Below are 17,794 nucleotides of genomic sequence, written 5' to 3'. Positions count from 1 at the left end.
ACTCTTTAGTGGGGCTTTTTTAATCGATTGAAAATATTGTTAGTCAAATTGTGTGAAATTGCTGCGAATATTGTCGCTGCAACACATTTTTTGTTTTCATCTCTATAGTTTTACGTCATTTATCCGATATATTTAATAGATCATCACTTTATCCGAATTTAAGCACCTAGCTGAGCCTTTTATGTTTCAAATTTTCAAGCAGTGGTTAATGCCTTTTGCCGTTATCATTGCGACTCAGATTTCCGTTGTTCGTGCAGATTCCATTCGAGTTGTTGGGCCTGATGGCCAAATACAATCAGCGCCTACGTTTTCAGAACCTCTCTCAAGAGCGCAGTCAAATAGCGCTGAGCCTTCTCGTTTCTATGGTCCAACTCGTGGTTCAGAGACGCTGTGGTCTATCGCCTCAAGATTACGTCCGGATAACTCCGTTTCAGTCCAACAAACCTTGTTGGCGATTTATCGCTTAAATCCTCAGGCGTTTGAAAATCAGAATATCCATAGCCTGTTGCCTGCTAGCAATCTACGCGTGCCTTCTTTAGAGCAAGCGCGAGCAAGTTCGACGCAGCAAGCCATCAATATCATGAACTCGCACTTAGCGAAGCTTGATGATCCGGCGACGAAACCGGCAGCTTCAAAGCCAAAAGCAGTGCAAGCCTCGAATCAATCGGATACTGGCTCTAAAAATACCACGCCTGCAAAACAAGCCAACTCAACTGAAACCGCTAAGAAGCAGGCTTCTCTTGTTCCATCATCTCCAGCGAAAGAGATGAATAAACTTGAGAAACAGTTAGAGCTTTCCGAAACAGAGCTCCTTTCACTTGAAGAGAAGAACCATCAACTCCGCTTAATGCTGTCGAATGTACAGTCAGAAGTAGATGTGCTGAAAACAGAACTCAGCGATGAAGACCGTATCCGCAGTGAAGTTGAAAAGTTACTGGCGGAAGAGCGCAGAAAGAACGCTGAAATTGAAAAAATGGCACCAAGCGCGATGGATCAACTGTTATCTAACGGTTGGTTAGTGGCTGCACTGGCGATTATTCCCGGCCTTCTGCTTGGTTTAATCATTGTTGTGCTATTGGGTCGCCGCTCAAAAAACGATGACCAACAACAAACAACACAAGATCAACCGATTCAACCAGAAGCAAGCAGCGTTGCGCCTATCACTCTAGGCGACGAGATTGACGACCTTGATAACGAGCTGTCTCTCGATGATGAATTGTTCGGTACGGAAGATGACGCCAATAAGCTGTTTGATGATCAAGCTCTGGCTGAAGAAGACGATGTATTTGCAGGCTTAGACGAATCGGATCTCGATTTTAACCTCGACGGTGAAGATGATGACCCATTTGCTAGCATTGGCGAAAACGGTGAATTAGACACTAACTTCGATGATCTGGACTTAGACAGCAGCAACGGTATCAGTGTTAATGGCGAAGAGAAAGCGCTTGGTCTTGAAGAGATGGAGCGCGCACTCGATAAAACGGCAGAAAGCGCTCTAGATTCTGATGATGTTGATTTTGACCTTTCTGATGATAACTCAATGTCTGCTGACGACATTGAAGCTCTATTATCTCAAGAAGCTGAAACGGAAGATTTAGGTTCAAATGAACTAGACCAATCCCTGTTAGACGATCTGTTCGCCCTTGATGACGAAGATGATGATAGCTTCGATATCGATGCTTTGATTTCGGAAGAGCAAAATGACTCGCCTTCGACGAGTACCACCCCAGCTACCGATGATTTCGACATTGATGCGCTTATCTCACAGCAACAGAATGATGCTAAGCCAGCGGATTTGAGCAATGACGAATTCGATATCGATGCTCTGATCTCTGAACAGCAGACTCCACAGCCAGGAGCACAACCCGCAGCGCCAAGTGTAGAAGACGATATTGATGACATCTTTGCTCAGGTTGCCGCTCAAAATGATCAAAACGACCCTTTCAATCTTGATAACGATGATGAAGTTACCAAAGACTTGAACAGCGGTTTGGCATCGGATGATGATATCGAAAACATCCTGTCTCAGTTTGATAAACCAATCGTAGACGAAGAAACTCAAGACAGCGTTGATCTGCTTGATGAGCAGCTGGCAGGCGATGACGTAGACCTAAGTAACTCGACAGACCTTCTTGATGAGATGCTAGGGGACGATTCGGATGATGAGTCTGAAAGCGAACCGCTTGGCTTTGATTCTCTGTCTGAACTGGAAGAGCTTTCTGGCCTATCGACGGACGATGAGCTAAACATTGCGGAAGATAGCACGGAAACCTTAGATGAGCTGATAGGTGATTCTGACGATGATGACTTTGAACTCGATGCAGATAGCACCGATCTGCTTGATGATTTCCTTGATAGCGAATTGTTAGCTGATGATGCATCAAGCGATGAAGCGAGCGAGAAGGGCACTGAATCTTTAGACCCGTTTGATGAGCTATTAACAAGCGGCATTGAAGACGAGCTTGAATCAGAAGAGCAGACGTTTGATAAAGAGTTAGACGCGGCCTTTGATTTTGACAAAGTCAGCGATGAGCCTATTAAAAACTCAGACGTTGAGACTACTCCATTACCGTTAGAGCCTTCTGAAGCCGAACTAGAGCAAGCTGAGGACGTTAGTGAAACATCACAACCTGAGCAAATTAACGACGAGTCATTAGATTCAGAACAGACGCAAGACAGCTCTGAGCTAGAAAGCGATGAAGTTAAGCCACAAAGCAATGAAGCCTTTAATCGTGATGACTTTATCGATGACCTATTTGGTGTAGCACCAGCAACAGATGCTCTGCTTGATGATTCATTAGAAACCACAGACGAAGCGTTGATTGATGAATTAATGACGTCTGATGACAGTGATGTATTGGAAGCAACCGTAGAGCCAGTTGAAGGCCTAGTTCAAGAGCCAAGCGAAAAGTCTTCTGAACCAGAACAAACATCAAGTTCGGATGTTTTAGATTCATTACCGGAACAAGCAGAACCGTCTGTTGAAGATAACGAACTGGATATTGATTCGCTGTTATCTGAACATTTTGATGTCGAAGAACCCGCTTTCGCTGAGTTAGAACAAGAAGCGCTTGAGCCGAAAGCAACAGATACACCAGACAGTCACGAAGAAATCGCGCCTAGCTATGAAAACCAAACTTCAACTACGTCATTGAGTGATCTCTCGGAAGACGAAGAAGAGACGGTTGAAGATTGGTTAGCAGAAGCGATCGACGATGTAGAATCTCCTGCGAACATCGCCTCTGATTTTGACTTTGAGCCGAAAATTCAAGGTAGCGATGAATTTGAAGATGTCGTTGAATCCTTGCCAGAGCCAGAGCCAGAGCCAGAGCCAGAGCCAGTTCGAGCTGCAAATATGCCGGAAATCATTCCAAATGAATTCGGCGTACCTGAAGATGACGATTGGCTGATTGAAGATGAAACGTCTGAGCCAGAAGCATTAGAAGAAACTGACGTAGCATCAGAGTCTGTAGCACCTGTTGTTGAACCCCAGTTAGATGCTGAACCGCAAGTTAAAGCGACACCGCAAGCGGAAGTAGCAGAACAAGAAAGTGACGAAGAGTTCTCGTTTGATGACTTTGAGTTGCCAGAGTTTGGTGAAGAAGATGCATTGGCAGAAGCTGATGCTGCACCACAAGCAGAAATAGCGGAGCAAGAAAGCGACGAAGAGTTCTCGTTTGATGACTTTGAACTGCCAGAATTCGGTGAAGAAGACGCACTGGCAGAAGCTGATACTGAAGTAACACCAGAACCAGTAATACCTGCTGTTGAGCCTCAATTAGATGTTGAACCTCAAGCTGAAGCTAAGGGTAAAGACGACGAAGAGTTTTCGTTTGATGACTTTGAGTTGCCAGAGTTTAGTGAAGAAGACGCACTAGCGGAAGCTGATGCTGAATCAACACCAGAACCAGTAACGCCAGCTGTTGATGCTCAGCCAAGTGTTGAATCGCAGCCAACCGCTGAGCCTCTGCTAGATGTTGCACCACAGGCTGAAACTGCGAAACCAGAAAGCGAAGAAGAGTTCTCGTTTGATGATTTTGAGCTACCAGAATTCGGTGAAGAAGATGCATTAGCTGAAGTGGTGAGTGAGCCGGATGAAGCACAGCTAGAGCAAGACTTGTCTGATGGCACAGAGAAGTTCGAATTCGATGACCTTGACCTGCCTGAGTACGATGAAGAGAGTGCGAAAGCCGATTCTGTCTTGGATGATATTGAGCAAAGCAGTGCTGAGCCAGTAGCAGAAGATGAAGGCGTACAGTTCGACGAGCTTGATTTACCAGAGTACGGTGAAGATGAAGCCATCTCTGATGCGTTTGCTGAGAAGGCAACACCGCTAACCTCTTTCAGCCCACAAGGCGAAGAGCAAGATGCGTTGCACGATTTGTTCTCGAATCCGCAAAGCTTCAGTCATGCTGATGACTTATCGGATATGGAAGAGTCTGAATTGGCTGGGTTTACAGAGCCAGAGCTATCATCGAATACTCTTTCAGAATCAAACCTAGCGCCATCAGAGTCAAACTCAGCGCCAACGGCGGTTCAAGACGAACCACTAGAAGGCTTTGATGATTTTGATGAGACAGCACTGGCTGAGTTGCTTTCGGAAGACGTTCAAGACTCTGTCGATAACATGTTCGACAAACCTCTTGATGCAACATCGATTGATAGCGCAGGGCTAGACATTGATGCAATGCTTGAAGTGGGCGGCGAAGACTGGAAAGGCTTTAATTTAGCGCCAGAACAGCAATCGAGCATGCACAATGACGTACCTGATGATCAACAAGAAATTTGGGCATCGTCAGAGCAACAAGCCGAACCAAAAATCAAAGAAGAGAATTGGGGGCAGCAAGATAACTTAACCGAATCAGGCAATGGTCGTGATAAACAATACATGACGATTGATGAACTGATGGCGCAAGTCGAGCAAGAAGGCGAAGAGGTCATTAATCCAGATGATGAAGAATTGAAGCTGGATGTTGGCCTAAATGAATTCCCAGATGTGATCGGCGATATTGGCAACTATGATGTCGATAGCAATGCAGAGGCTGCAGGTAAGCTTGATTTGGCTAAAATCTACATCGAGATGAGTGATCCTCAAGGAGCGATTAAGCTGCTAGAAGAGGCGATTGTTGACGGAAGCGATGACATTCGCCGCGAGGCCAAGAATCTCATCGACACGTTAAACGGTCGATAAGCTCAGCGAAACGAAAAGGGTAGCATTGGCTACCCTTTGTTTTAGGCGAGGTTAAGAGTCGTCGTTTTATTTGGCTTCTCAAAGCTAGCCTAGGGCGATGGTGAGTGTTTATTGAAGTTTTAGCCCCATCCTATTTGGGCTAGCACTCATTTCCGTATATACTTCTCGCCCATTTTCAAAGAGAACAAGAACATGAAAATTGCTTTAGGTATTGAATATAACGGTACCCACTACTTTGGTTGGCAGCGCCAACGAGACGTGAAAAGTGTCCAAGAAGAATTGGAAAAGGCTCTTTCAGTTGTCGCGAATCACCCAGTAGAAGTTATGTGCGCAGGTCGTACAGATGCCGGTGTTCACGGTACGGGACAAGTCGTTCACTTTGAAACTAATGTCGATCGCAAAATGGTGGCATGGACAATGGGCGCGAATGCCAACATGCCAAAAGATATTGCGGTTCGTTGGGCGACTGAAGTGAATGAGGATTTCCATGCTCGTTTTTCAGCTACTGCACGCCGTTACCGCTACATTATCTTTAACCATGCACTGCGCCCAGGCATTCTGAATTCAGGTGTGAGCCATTACCATGGTCATCTTGATGAGAAAAAAATGCATGAAGCGGGTCAGTACTTGTTAGGCGAGAACGACTTCACTTCATTCAGAGCGACACACTGTCAATCTCGTAGTCCATGGAGAAACATGATTCACTTGAATGTGACTCGTCATGGACACTACATTGTGATCGACATTAAAGCGAATGCGTTTGTTCACCATATGGTGAGGAATATTACTGGTAGCCTTATTGCGGTAGGTAAAGGTGAGCAGAAACCAGAGTGGATCCAGTGGCTTTTAGAGGCCAAAGATCGAAAAGTTGCAGGTGCGACTGCAAAAGCGGAAGGCTTGTATCTGGTGGACGTTGATTATCCTGAACATTTTGAACTACCAAGAGAGCCAATTGGCCCTCTATTTTTACCGGATAATTTGAACTAAATGTGAGACTTAGGTTCAAAAATTATTACGGTTTAGTGCGTAAGATAGTCCCAGAAAATAGGTACAACCAGTTTTTTATCTACAGTCGCTGTTTTATGTGCTTTAATTCCCACGCATAATTCCCAAATTTATTTCTTTCGCAATCAAGCGGAAGAATCGAAACAAAAAGGTCTTCCATGAGTTGGCTTGAAAAGATTCTAGAAAAAAGCAACATCGTAACATCTCGTAAAGCGTCTATCCCTGAGGGTGTTTGGACTAAATGTACTTCTTGTGAGCAGGTTCTTTACCATGCTGAGCTAGAGCGTAACCTAGAAGTATGTCCAAAATGTGATCATCACATGCGCATGAAAGCACGTCGTCGTCTGGATACATTCCTAGACAAAGGTGAACGTGTTGAACTAGGTACTGATCTTGAGCCACAAGATAAGCTTAAATTTAAAGATTCTAAGCGTTACAAAGAACGTATCTCTGCTGCACAGAAAAACAGTGGTGAGACAGACGCACTAGTTGCAATGAAAGGCGAACTGCTTGGTTTACCTATTGTAGCTTGTGCTTTTGAATTCTCATTCATGGGCGGCTCAATGGGTTCTGTTGTAGGTGCTCGTTTTGTGAAAGCGGTTGATGCTGCAATTGAAAACAACTGTGGTTTAGTTTGTTTCTCTGCAAGTGGTGGTGCGCGTATGCAAGAGGCATTGATGTCTCTAATGCAAATGGCGAAAACCAGTGCTGCTCTAGAGCGTTTATCAGCGAAAGGCCTACCGTTTGTATCAGTAATGACTGATCCAACAATGGGTGGTGTTTCTGCAAGTTTGGCAATGCTTGGCGATATCAACATTGGTGAGCCAAAAGCACTGATCGGTTTCGCTGGACGTCGTGTAATCGAGCAAACTGTACGTGAAGACCTTCCTGAAGGTTTCCAACGCAGTGAGTTCCTACTAGAGCACGGTGCTATCGACATGATCGTTGACCGTCGTGAGATGCGTCAGCGTGTTGCAAGCCTTGTTGCTAAAATGACCAACCAGCCTTCACCATTAGTAGTTTCTGTGAACGATTCACCGAATGAAGCTACTTATGAAGTACCAGAAGCGCCAGAAAAAGGGTAAAGTACCTTCTAACAAACCAACTTTATTATGGTTATGAGTTAGATGAGTCAACAACCTATTCCTCAAGCCACATCCTCTTTGGAGATGTGGCTTGATTATTTATCAAACATCCACACCAGTGCTATTGATCTTGGGTTAGACCGAGTTCAGGCCGTCGCCTCTAAGGCAAACCTCACCAAACCTGCTCAACATGTTATTACTGTTGCCGGAACCAATGGCAAAGGCTCAACGTGTGCCCTAATGGAAGCGATTCTATTGGACGCTGGTTATTCTGTTGGTGTCTACAGCTCTCCTCACTTAATTCGCTATAACGAACGTGTTCGTATCAACGGCCAAGATCTCTCTGATGAGAAGATGGTTCAGTCTTTCGATTTTATTGAGAAAGAACGTGGCGAAATCAGTCTTAGCTTTTTCGAATACGGCACTTTAGCCGCGCTACGTGCATTTCAAACGGAAGCGGTCGATGTCGTGCTATTGGAAGTAGGGCTAGGCGGTCGTTTAGATGCAACGAATATCGTTGATCATGACGTGTCTGTGATTACGAGCTTGGCTGTCGACCACGTTGATTGGCTCGGTGATGATATTAATGTGATTGGCTTTGAGAAAGCGGGTATTTATCGTAGTGGTAAGCCTGCTATCTGTGGTCAACCTAAGCCACCAGCTACAGTTGCAGCGCACGCTGACGATATTAAGGCTGAGTTGTATCAAGTCGGTATTCAATACACCTACGATGTGGATGGCGATACTTGGAACTGGCGCAGCGGTGCATTCCAATTAGAATCTCTACCTATTCCAAGCCTACCGCTACCAAACGCAGCAACCGCGTTGATGGCATTGGGCACTTCAGAACTTAGCATCAGTGATGTGAATGTCGTTAATGGCATGAAGAACGCACAGCTTCCAGGGCGTATGCAGCAAATTAGCGATCAACCTGTGATTGTTCTTGATGTGGCGCATAACCCACATTCAGCCGAGTACTTTGCGCAGCAAGTAACGAAGCAATACGCAGACAAAAATTTACACGTTGTAGTCGCTATGCTTCATGACAAAGATATTCCAGCGACATTGGAAGTATTAGCTCCTATCACAACACATTGGTATCCAGCTTCGTTGCAAGGCCCACGCGCAGCAACAGCGGCTGAACTGTGTAAAAGTCTACCTCAAGGCGTAGAGCAGTATTCAAACCCTGTCTCAGCGTTTGAAGCGGCTTTAGCTGCTGTTCAAGGCGACGATGTTGTGTTGGTGGTCGGTTCTTTCCATACCGTAGGTGAAGTCTTGGAGCATTGGCAGAAAAAAGGAAACTAAATGGCAAGTAAATTCCAAAGCCGATTAGTCGGCACCATCATTTTAGTGGCCATTGGCGTGATTGTATTGCCAGATGTGCTCGATGGTAAGAAGCTCCACTATAAAGAAGAGTTTGCAAGCATTCCGATTAAGCCAGAGCTTGATAGTAATGTTGAAGTGTTTGAAGTACTCGATCCTGTTGAAGATCAGATAGCGTTACCGGACTCTCCGGTCGAGCGAGTGGTCGAAAGCGGTGTTGATGATCATTCAGATACGCAAACGGCGTCGGCTTCTGAAAAAGAAGCAGACAAAGTGGCAGTGGTGGTTAAGCCGGTACCAGAAAAAAATGAATACCAAGACAGCGCTTGGATCATTCAATTGATGGCTTTAAAGAATGCTGACAACGCAAAAAACGTTGTTAAGGATTTACAGAAGCGTGGTTACCAAGCTCACACCAAGCAAGAAAAAACTTTTACGCGAGTAATTATTGGCCCGGATGTGTCTAAATCCAAACTTGAGCGACAAATTAAGGAATTAGAAAAAATTACGGGTTCAAAAGGCCAATTGCTCAAATTTAAACCGTTAAATCCATAAGAAAACGTTTGCGTCAGCATTTTTTCTGTTAAAATGCGCGCCAACTTAAGATGAAGAATTCATGAATTGGTTAGATTTTGTCATTTTAGGCGTGATCGGCTTCTCTGCCGTGATCAGTTTAGTTCGTGGTTTCGCTAAAGAAGCCTTGTCACTCGTAATTTGGTTTGGAGCATTTTTCATTGCTAGCCAGTACTACGCTAAATTAGCGATGTACTTCACCAATATCGAAGATGAGATGTTTCGAAACGGAACTGCGATAGCAGCATTGTTTGTTGCAACGTTAGTTGTTGGTGCCTTAGTTAACTATGTCATCGGTCAGCTAGTTCAGAAAACAGGCCTGTCAGGTACAGACAGAATCCTCGGTGTCGTCTTTGGTGGCTTACGTGGTGTTTTGATTGTTTCTGCAGTGTTGTTTTTCATGGATGCGTTTACTGCATTCCCAAGTTCTGAGTGGTGGAAGAATTCGCAGTTGGTTCCGGAGTTTAGTCGAATCATTGCGCCGTTCTTCGAGCATTTACAAGCAACATCTAGTTTCTTATCTGGCGCGCTCTAGCGCCAGTTAATGTCGAAAAATCGAGGATTAGGACATGTGTGGTATTGTTGGAATCGTGGGTTCAACACCTGTAAACCAGTCTATTTATGACGCTTTAACGGTATTGCAGCATCGTGGCCAAGATGCCGCTGGTATTTGTACCATAGAAAGCAATCGTTTCCGTCTGCGTAAGGCGAACGGTTTAGTAAAAGATGTTTTTGAAGCAAAACACATGCAACGCCTCCAAGGTAACGTTGGTATTGGCCATGTTCGTTACCCGACAGCAGGTAGCTCAAGCGCGTCGGAAGCTCAGCCTTTCTACGTAAACTCGCCTTTTGGCATCACATTGGCTCACAACGGCAACCTAACGAACGCAAATGAAGTTCGTGAGAAGTTGTTCGAGAAAGACCGTCGTCATGTAAACACAACGTCTGACTCTGAAGTTCTACTGAACGTATTAGCTCATGAGATCGATACCGTTAAAGGTAACGTGACTTCTGACGACGTTTTCCGTGCTGTATCTAATGTACACCGCACGATTCGTGGTGCTTACGCAGTAACGGCAATGATCATCGGCCACGGTATGATTGCATTCCGTGACCCACATGGCATTCGTCCACTGTGTCTTGGTAAGCGTGAAGTTAATGGTAAAACAGAGTACATGGTTGCATCTGAATCGGTAGCACTTGATGCTGTTGGTTTTGATTTCATGCGCGACGTAGCACCTGGTGAAGCTATCTACGCAACGTTCGACGGTGAACTTTTCACTAAGCAATGTGCAGACAATCCACAACTAAACCCATGTATCTTTGAGTTTGTATACTTTGCACGCCCAGATTCATTCATCGACAAAATCTCGGTTTACAGCGCACGCGTTGAGATGGGTGAGATGCTAGGTAAGCGTATTAAAGAAGAGTATGCAGACTTAGACATTGATGTGGTTATCCCAATTCCTGAAACATCGAACGATATTGCGCTACGTATCGCTCAAGCGATCAATAAGCCATACCGTCAAGGTTTCGTAAAAAACCGTTATGTTGGCCGTACGTTCATCATGCCTGGTCAACAACAGCGTAAGAAGTCGGTTCGTCGTAAGCTGAATGCAATCCGTTCTGAGTTTAAAGATAAGAACGTTCTATTGGTTGATGACTCTATTGTTCGCGGTACAACATCAGAGCAAATCATTGAGATGGCTCGTGATTCGGGCGCTAACAAAGTCTTCATGGTTTCAGCTGCTCCAGAGGTTCGCTTCCCTAACGTTTACGGTATTGATATGCCGAGCGCGACAGAGCTGATTGCTCATGGTCGTGACAACGAAACGATTTGTAAGCAGATTGGCGCAGACGCTTTGATCTTCCAAACGCTACCAGACTTAATCTCTGCAGTAGGTATGGGCAACCAAGACATCTCTCGTTTTGATACTTCGGTATTTAACGGTGAGTATGTAACGGGCGATATCGACCAAGCGTACCTAGATTTCCTAGACTCTTTGCGTAACGACGATTCAAAGGTTCAACGTGAGATTCAACAGGATCTAGCGAACCTAGAGCTACACAACGAAGGCGCTTAGTTTTCGTTAGTATTGAAAGTATAAAAAACCAGAGCATCGGCTCTGGTTTTTTGTTTTTGAGATAGGGGGTTAATCTAATGAATGTGGTACGCGATCACAAAATCAATAAACAATCTAACTTTCTCTGGTAGGTGGTCTTTGTGGTTATAAAGCATGTAAATATCACGAGGGTTAGCACTCCAGTCTTCTAGGACTTGCACTAAGCTGCCATCTTCAATGTATTCACGAATCATCACGTCAGGCATCAGGGTGATACCTAGACCTTCAGAACACGCTTGTCTCACAACATTTAGCGCGTTCGCATTGAAACGACCTTTCTCGCTGTTCACCACCGTCTCTTCATTCGAATTGCTCAGCTGCCACTTAATCAGTGGGTAGCCTTTTAGAAGAGAGTGGTTAGCCAGTTCTTCAGCGTGGCTTGGTGCCGGGTTCTTCGCTAAGTACTCAGGGCTAGCAATAAGAATGTCTTTTACTTCACTGATCTTTCTCGCGATTAGGCTTGAGTCACGTTGTGGTCCGACACGGAAAATCACGTCCCACTCGGTTGGATCAAGCTGATCGGCTTGGTTGTTCATCATCAACTCAATATTAATATCAGGGTATTGAGTCATGAAGTCGCTGAACATTGGCATCATCATGCGCTTGGTCAGGTTGGAGGGTGCCGTAATACGAATCTTACCGGAAGCTCCTTTGCACACGTCGGTGAGCTCTTCTGCAGTAGAAGACAGACGTTGCAATAGCGGAGAGCATTCATTGAAAAAACGTTCGCCAGCCTCTGTTAAAGAGAGTTTACGCGCGTGTCTATTGAGAAGCCTCAGGTTCAGTGAGTCTTCTAAGGCTTGGATGCGTCGTGTAATGGTCGCAACCGGAATCATAGTCTTGCGCGATGTTGCGGTGTAGCTCCCATTTTCAACGACGAGTCGAAAGAGGTTTAAATCATCTAATTTCATAAATCCAGACACATTTGTTTACAATCTCATCTAATTTATACGTAACAGTGAGATCAATGTTTGCGTTACGTCAACTCGTTGCATTATTTACAAGTATTCCAACCCTCGTCACGAATTACCAGTAAAGAGTGCAAATTTGTGTATTTAGCATTTTATTACTAAGTTTTATATTAGTTCTTAGAACAGATAACAATAATAATTCGACTTAGTTTTGTGAGGTTATAGATTATGTACAAAACTCACAGTCAGCCAGTAATGACCTCGGCTCAGGAAGTAATTAACCAAAAATGCGTAATGTTGGTTGATGATGATCCTATTTTTCGCCGTATAACCAGCGCGTATTTAGACAAGATTGGTTATAAAGTGGTTGAGGCTGAAAATGGGCTGGACGCTCTGCAGAAACTTAGAGACTCAGCACCAGATTTAATTGTGTGTGACTTATCAATGCCGATCCTGGACGGCATCGAGCTAGTAGAAGAGCTCAGTTTAGAATATCCGTCACTGCCTATGATCGTTGTGTCTGCTACCGACGACATGTCTGATGTGGCGAAAGCATTACGATTTGGTATTAAAGACTTTTTGGCAAAACCTTTAGAGGATCACGGTCACTTAGGAAGCGCGATAGCGAATACGTTAAAAGATTCATTCGACAATATTTCAGACCAGCGAGATTTTTCAAGCCAATGGTTCTGTGTGGATGACGGAGGAGAGATCCCTGAAGACCAGGAACTGCATTGGCATCTTAACTACCTACAAGATAACCCGAGCGCGGCAAAAGACTTACTGCATGCCTTGCTTCCTGAAAAAGACACAAGACAAGGCTCATGGCGTTGTAGTTACCGACTGCTGCAATCAACAGAGATGATGCCACTCGTGTTTGATTACGCTTGGATGATGAATGGGCAGTTTGCCTTTTACCTCGTCGATTCGTCTTCTTCTGATAATGGCAGTTCAGCGTCAACACTGTTGGTGAGAGCCTTATTCCACGATTACATAAGAAATCGAAAAGATTTTAATGTTGATCTCAAAGATATTGCCGAAATTTTAGAGAAGGGGATTGAGTGCTCTAAATGTGCCACGGCCGTTAATGCGTTATTTGGTGTTGCCAATCTTGCTGAGGGTACCATCTCTATTTTACCGGCGGGTTTAGATGGACGTTGGTCGAATGGTGAGATGAATCAACACATTGCCGCAGGTGAGCGCTTAGGCGAAAACTGTAAGAAGAATTTCATTACGAGAGACTTGCCGATTGAGCAAGGCTGCCAACTTTCATTAAGTCTGCTTGGAGCAGCGAGTTTTAGTTTAGACATACACCAAGGGTCTACCGATTAACCCTATATTTCCTCGGTTTTTGTGAATAATTGATTAAGGTATAGTTGCGCAAATGGTGTGGCTATGCCTTTTTTGTTAAATGTTGATTTAGCAAAGCGGGTTTGGTTCGCCAGATACTTACCTTTACTAACAAAAACAAGAAGCAATCATGGCAGATAACAAAGACTTTCAAGACCCGTTTAATGTATTCTACTTTTTAGGATTTTTAGCCGCATTTTTAATGATTCCATTGCTACCAGCAACACTTACGTTGATCCGAGTATTCAATGGTTACGCAACATTCTAGTTAAGCTGTCATCGCAGACTGGTGATAGCTGACTCAAGGAGGCCACAATTAGCGTTCGAGTTTTAAGCCTGAATATAGCTGGTGGCCTTTGCATATTTCTCGCAGTTCTAGGGATAGTTTTACCTGTTCTGCCAACCACTCCTTTTCTCCTTCTTGCTAGCGCATGCTTCATGCGAAGTAATCCGAAAGTTCATAAATGGATGCACGAGCACAAAACGCTGGGTCCTTTACTGAACAATTGGTACCAACATGGCGCCGTCACCAAACAAGTTAAAACGCGTGGCGTATTCTTTATCTTGTTGAGTTTTGCGTTATCCATCTACTTTGCCCCTATCATTTGGGTCAAGGCTTTCCTAATTTGTGTACTTGTTATTCTTCTCACATGGTTTATGCGACTTCCAACCCATGAGTTGGTTGCTGACAGCAAAGAAAATCACTACCATTAAGCCAGTGTGCCTGCTTGTATAGCGGGCGTTTATTATTTCAGCAATCAGAGTTATGACTCTCGTTGCAATGAATACCAATCGTACCTTTCCTTAATTCCAAGCGTTGATGTTTGATTCGTTAACGAGAGTTTGGAAAGCGGCCTAATGAAGTGCATAAGATTATGAACACAGAAAAAATCTCTCTGATCAAAGCAAGCATCAAAAGCATTCCTGATTACCCTAAAGCAGGTATTTTGTTCCGTGACGTAACAAGCTTGATGGAAGACCCAGCGGCTTACAAAGCGACTATCGACCTGCTAGCGGAAACATATAAGGACATGGGCTTTACTAAGATCGTTGGTACTGAAGCTCGTGGTTTCTTATTTGGTGCGCCTTTGGCACTAGAGCTAGGTGTTGGTTTCATTCCTGTTCGTAAACCGGGCAAACTGCCTCGTGAAACGGTGGCACAATCTTATGAGCTTGAGTACGGCACAGATACGCTAGAAATCCATACTGACGCTATCGTTGAAGGCGATAAAGTGTTGATGGTTGATGATTTGCTAGCAACGGGCGGTACGATTGAAGCAACAACAAAGTTGATTCGTCAGCTAGGTGGTGTGGTAGAGCACGCTGCATTTGTTATTAACCTTCCAGAAATCGGTGGTGACAAGCGCTTACAAGGCTTAGGTCTAGAAGTGTTTAGCATCTGCGAATTCGACGGTCACTAATCCTTTTCGGAATTATTCATGAGCTATCTTGCGTTAGCGCGAAAATGGCGACCAACCAAATTCAAAGAAGTGGTTGGTCAAGCCCATGTTTTAACAGCACTAGAGAATGCCCTTAGCCAGAATAGGTTGCACCATGCATACCTGTTCAGCGGTACACGAGGTGTTGGTAAAACAACCATCGGCCGTTTGTTTGCTAAGGGACTCAACTGTGAAACAGGCATTACCTCAACCCCTTGTGGTGAATGTGCAACCTGTAAAGAGATCGACGAAGGTCGTTTTGTTGACCTGCTAGAGATTGATGCGGCATCACGTACAAAGGTAGAAGATACCCGCGAGCTTCTGGACAATGTTCAGTACAAGCCGGCACGTGGTCGCTTCAAGGTTTACCTTATCGATGAAGTACACATGCTTTCTAGGCACAGTTTCAACGCGCTTCTAAAGACGTTAGAAGAACCGCCTGAGTATGTGAAATTCTTGCTCGCAACGACCGATCCACAAAAGCTTCCTGTGACGATTTTGTCGCGTTGTCTGCAGTTTCATCTTAAGCCGATCAGCGTTGATAATATTCACGAACAGCTTGACCACATTCTTGAACAAGAGAATGTGACGTCTGAATCTCGTGCGCTTGGGATGATTGCTCATGCTGCTGACGGCAGTATGCGTGATGCTCTGAGTTTAACGGATCAAGCTATTGCATTAGGCAACGGCAATGTTGTGACAGACACCGTGGCTCACATGCTCGGCACGCTAGACACCGACCAAGCCATTCACTTGCTTGAAGCGATCAGCAGTAAGCAGCCTCAACTGGCAATGGCCTGTATTCAGAATCTTGCTGAGAATGGTGTAGAGTGGGATGGTTTGTTGAATCAGCTTGCGACTCAACTGCATCGTTTGGCGATGTTCCAAGCTCTGCCGTCAACATTAGATAAAGCACAGCCGGATGCTGAGAAGCTAGAACTGTTGAGTAAGGCACTAAGCCCTCAAGACATTCAGCTTTATTACCAGATCGTGTTGAAAGGTCGCGAAGACTTACCGTTGTCGCCAACCGCTCGTGTTGGTATTGAGATGGTAGTTTTACGCATGTTGGCCTTTAGACCTGCTGCACTAACGGTTGCAACAGCAATCTCGACTCAGTCGACAAACACTGCGCCAGCACCAGTAGCTCAAGCTCAAGCTCAAGCTCAAGCTCAAGCTCAGGGCGTTGCTCAACCTGTGAGCCAACCTGCGCCAATGGCAGCTCCGAGACAGCCTCAGATGCAACAACAGGCGCCTCAACAGCAAGCTATGCCGCAGCAACACGTACAACAGGCTCCGCAGCAGAGTCCGGCACAGTATTCAGATTCGCAAGGTTACGCTGACCATTCAGGCAACCAAGGTTATCCTGAGCAGGATTACCCACACAGTCAGTATGATGCACCACCGGCTTATGACGAACGTCCTAGCTACGGTGCAGAGCAGCCTCAACAAGCGAATTATCAGAATCAAGCTCCTGCTCAGCCACAGAACGTTGCGCCTTCTGCGCCACCTGCTTCTGCTGCTCCGCAAGGACAATCAGAACGACCTGCTTCGCCTGTCAGTGGTTTACGCCACCAATTGCGTTCTCAGCGTAGAGGCAGTGCGGCGCCGGAAAACAAAGGTTCAGCGCCAAAAAAGGCTAAAGCGACACCAGCTAAAACTTCAGTTCTTGACCGAGTTGCTCAGCAACACGGTGGTTCTGAGCGGGTGTCGCCAGCTTCTTTATCTGCCTCTTCTGCAGAAAAGGTAACCAATGATAATGAACCTTATCGCTGGAAACCGTCTAAACCTGTAGTGAAAGAGGTGAGCAAAGAGCTTACACCTACTCAGATCAAGCGTGCGTTAGAGCATATTAAGACACCAGAAATGGTCGATAAATTGCTACAAGAGTCGATTGCTCAAGATGAATGGTCCGCCACGATTCAAAAGCTAGAGACAGCCAAGCTTGTTGAACAGTTAGCATTGAACTCAGTGTTTGCTAAAAACGACACATCAATCACTTTAACGTTAAGAGCGAGCCAAGCTCACTTGAATACGGACCGCGCACAGAGCGAACTATTACAGTCGCTCAATACTGTGCTCGGAGAAGAGTGTCATTTGAGTGTTGAAATCGGTGATGGTGGAGAAACGCCACTAGAATTACGAGAAAGGTTGTACCAAGGTAAGTTGAAAGACGCGTTTACCAGTTTGGAAAACGATGCCAACGTACAGTTTATCGAAAGACGTTTTGCTGCAGAACTCGACAGAGACAGCGTTCGTCCTATCTAGAACATTTTCTCGTTTAGTGACTTGTATATCATCCCAGACAAGCAAATCTGAGAACTGAACATCGAGGGGTTGAATCGCACTGGCTTAACCCCCATTTAAGCACGTATAGCTTAATTAATTTTAATAAACCAATTAGACCAGAGAGTATTAACATGTTTGGTAAAGGCGGTATGGGCAACATGATGAAGCAAGCCCAGCAAATGCAAGAGCGCATGCAAAAGCTTCAAGAAGAAATCGCAAATATGGAAGTTACAGGTGAGTCAGGTGCTGGCCTTGTAAAAGTAACGATCACTGGTAGCCACAGCGTTCGCCGTGTTGATATCGATGAAAGCCTAATGGAAGACGATAAAGAGATGCTTGAAGATCTTATCGCTGCTGCTTTTAACGATGCGGCTCGTCGCGTTGAAGAAACTCAAAAAGAGAAAATGGCTAGCGTAACTGGCGGAATGCAACTTCCACCAGGTATGAAGATGCCTTTCTAAGAAACTATTTCTAAAGGTTTATTCAAGCTGCGGTTTATCTTGAGTAA

At 45.0% G+C, this 17,794-nt stretch carries 14 protein-coding genes; 13 read left to right on the top strand and 1 reads right to left on the bottom strand.

Features of this window, described 5'->3' with window-relative positions; translation table 11 throughout:
- Window positions 1-181: 181 nt before the first annotated feature.
- The 7 genes from OCV12_RS11545 (at window position 182) to purF (ending at window position 11,261) form a co-directional block, all read left to right on the top strand.
- Window positions 182-5,191, top strand: a complete 5,010-nt coding sequence (locus tag OCV12_RS11545; protein ID WP_261884707.1) for a FimV/HubP family polar landmark protein — start codon at window positions 182-184, stop codon at window positions 5,189-5,191.
- 192 nt (window positions 5,192-5,383) lie between these two features.
- On the top strand, window positions 5,384-6,178 hold the full coding sequence (truA, locus tag OCV12_RS11540; RefSeq protein WP_004734161.1) for a tRNA pseudouridine(38-40) synthase TruA: 795 nt from the start codon (window positions 5,384-5,386) through the stop codon (window positions 6,176-6,178).
- 176 nt (window positions 6,179-6,354) lie between these two features.
- Window positions 6,355-7,281: an acetyl-CoA carboxylase, carboxyltransferase subunit beta gene (gene accD, locus OCV12_RS11535; RefSeq protein WP_176680227.1), complete on the top strand. Its 927-nt coding sequence runs from the start codon at window positions 6,355-6,357 to the stop codon at window positions 7,279-7,281.
- Between the two features lie 42 nt (window positions 7,282-7,323).
- Window positions 7,324-8,586: a bifunctional tetrahydrofolate synthase/dihydrofolate synthase gene (folC, locus tag OCV12_RS11530; protein ID WP_261884706.1), complete on the top strand. Its 1,263-nt coding sequence runs from the start codon at window positions 7,324-7,326 to the stop codon at window positions 8,584-8,586.
- Complete coding sequence (locus OCV12_RS11525; protein WP_176680225.1) at window positions 8,587-9,159, top strand: SPOR domain-containing protein; 573 nt, start codon at window positions 8,587-8,589, stop codon at window positions 9,157-9,159.
- A 61-nt stretch (window positions 9,160-9,220) separates the two neighbouring features.
- A complete protein-coding gene (locus OCV12_RS11520) occupies window positions 9,221-9,712 on the top strand; it encodes a CvpA family protein (protein ID WP_009848678.1) in 492 nt (163 codons plus the stop codon).
- Between the two features lie 34 nt (window positions 9,713-9,746).
- Window positions 9,747-11,261 (top strand): amidophosphoribosyltransferase, encoded by a 1,515-nt coding sequence (gene purF / locus OCV12_RS11515; RefSeq protein WP_017629925.1) that lies wholly within the window; start codon window positions 9,747-9,749, stop codon window positions 11,259-11,261.
- A gap of 74 nt (window positions 11,262-11,335) precedes the next feature.
- On the opposite strand, the gene OCV12_RS11510 is transcribed toward purF, so the two are convergent.
- A complete protein-coding gene (locus OCV12_RS11510) occupies window positions 11,336-12,211 on the bottom strand; it encodes a LysR family transcriptional regulator (protein ID WP_060982248.1) in 876 nt (291 codons plus the stop codon).
- Between the two features lie 228 nt (window positions 12,212-12,439).
- Between OCV12_RS11510 and OCV12_RS11505 the strand changes: the two genes are divergently transcribed.
- The 6 genes from OCV12_RS11505 (at window position 12,440) to OCV12_RS11480 (ending at window position 17,747) form a co-directional block, all read left to right on the top strand.
- On the top strand, window positions 12,440-13,543 hold the full coding sequence (locus OCV12_RS11505; RefSeq protein WP_261884705.1) for a response regulator: 1,104 nt from the start codon (window positions 12,440-12,442) through the stop codon (window positions 13,541-13,543).
- A gap of 148 nt (window positions 13,544-13,691) precedes the next feature.
- Complete coding sequence (locus OCV12_RS11500; protein WP_017067606.1) at window positions 13,692-13,829, top strand: hypothetical protein; 138 nt, start codon at window positions 13,692-13,694, stop codon at window positions 13,827-13,829.
- 74 nt (window positions 13,830-13,903) lie between these two features.
- Window positions 13,904-14,275 carry a YbaN family protein gene (locus OCV12_RS11495; protein ID WP_029225617.1) on the top strand — a complete coding sequence of 124 codons (372 nt, stop codon included), beginning with the start codon at window positions 13,904-13,906 and terminating at the stop codon, window positions 14,273-14,275.
- A 161-nt stretch (window positions 14,276-14,436) separates the two neighbouring features.
- On the top strand, window positions 14,437-14,982 hold the full coding sequence (gene apt / locus OCV12_RS11490; RefSeq protein ID WP_019823185.1) for an adenine phosphoribosyltransferase: 546 nt from the start codon (window positions 14,437-14,439) through the stop codon (window positions 14,980-14,982).
- An 18-nt stretch (window positions 14,983-15,000) separates the two neighbouring features.
- Entirely contained in the window at window positions 15,001-17,265 is a 2,265-nt protein-coding gene (gene dnaX / locus OCV12_RS11485; RefSeq protein ID WP_261884704.1) for a DNA polymerase III subunit gamma/tau, read from the top strand.
- Window positions 17,266-17,417: 152 nt separating this feature from the next.
- A complete protein-coding gene (locus tag OCV12_RS11480; protein WP_017062338.1) occupies window positions 17,418-17,747 on the top strand; it encodes a YbaB/EbfC family nucleoid-associated protein in 330 nt (109 codons plus the stop codon).
- The last annotated feature ends 47 nt before the right edge of the window (window positions 17,748-17,794 follow it).

The organism is Vibrio pomeroyi (assembly GCF_024347595.1).
Lineage (GTDB): Bacteria > Pseudomonadota > Gammaproteobacteria > Enterobacterales > Vibrionaceae > Vibrio > Vibrio pomeroyi.
This window is presented reverse-complemented; position numbering and strand designations above follow the sequence as displayed.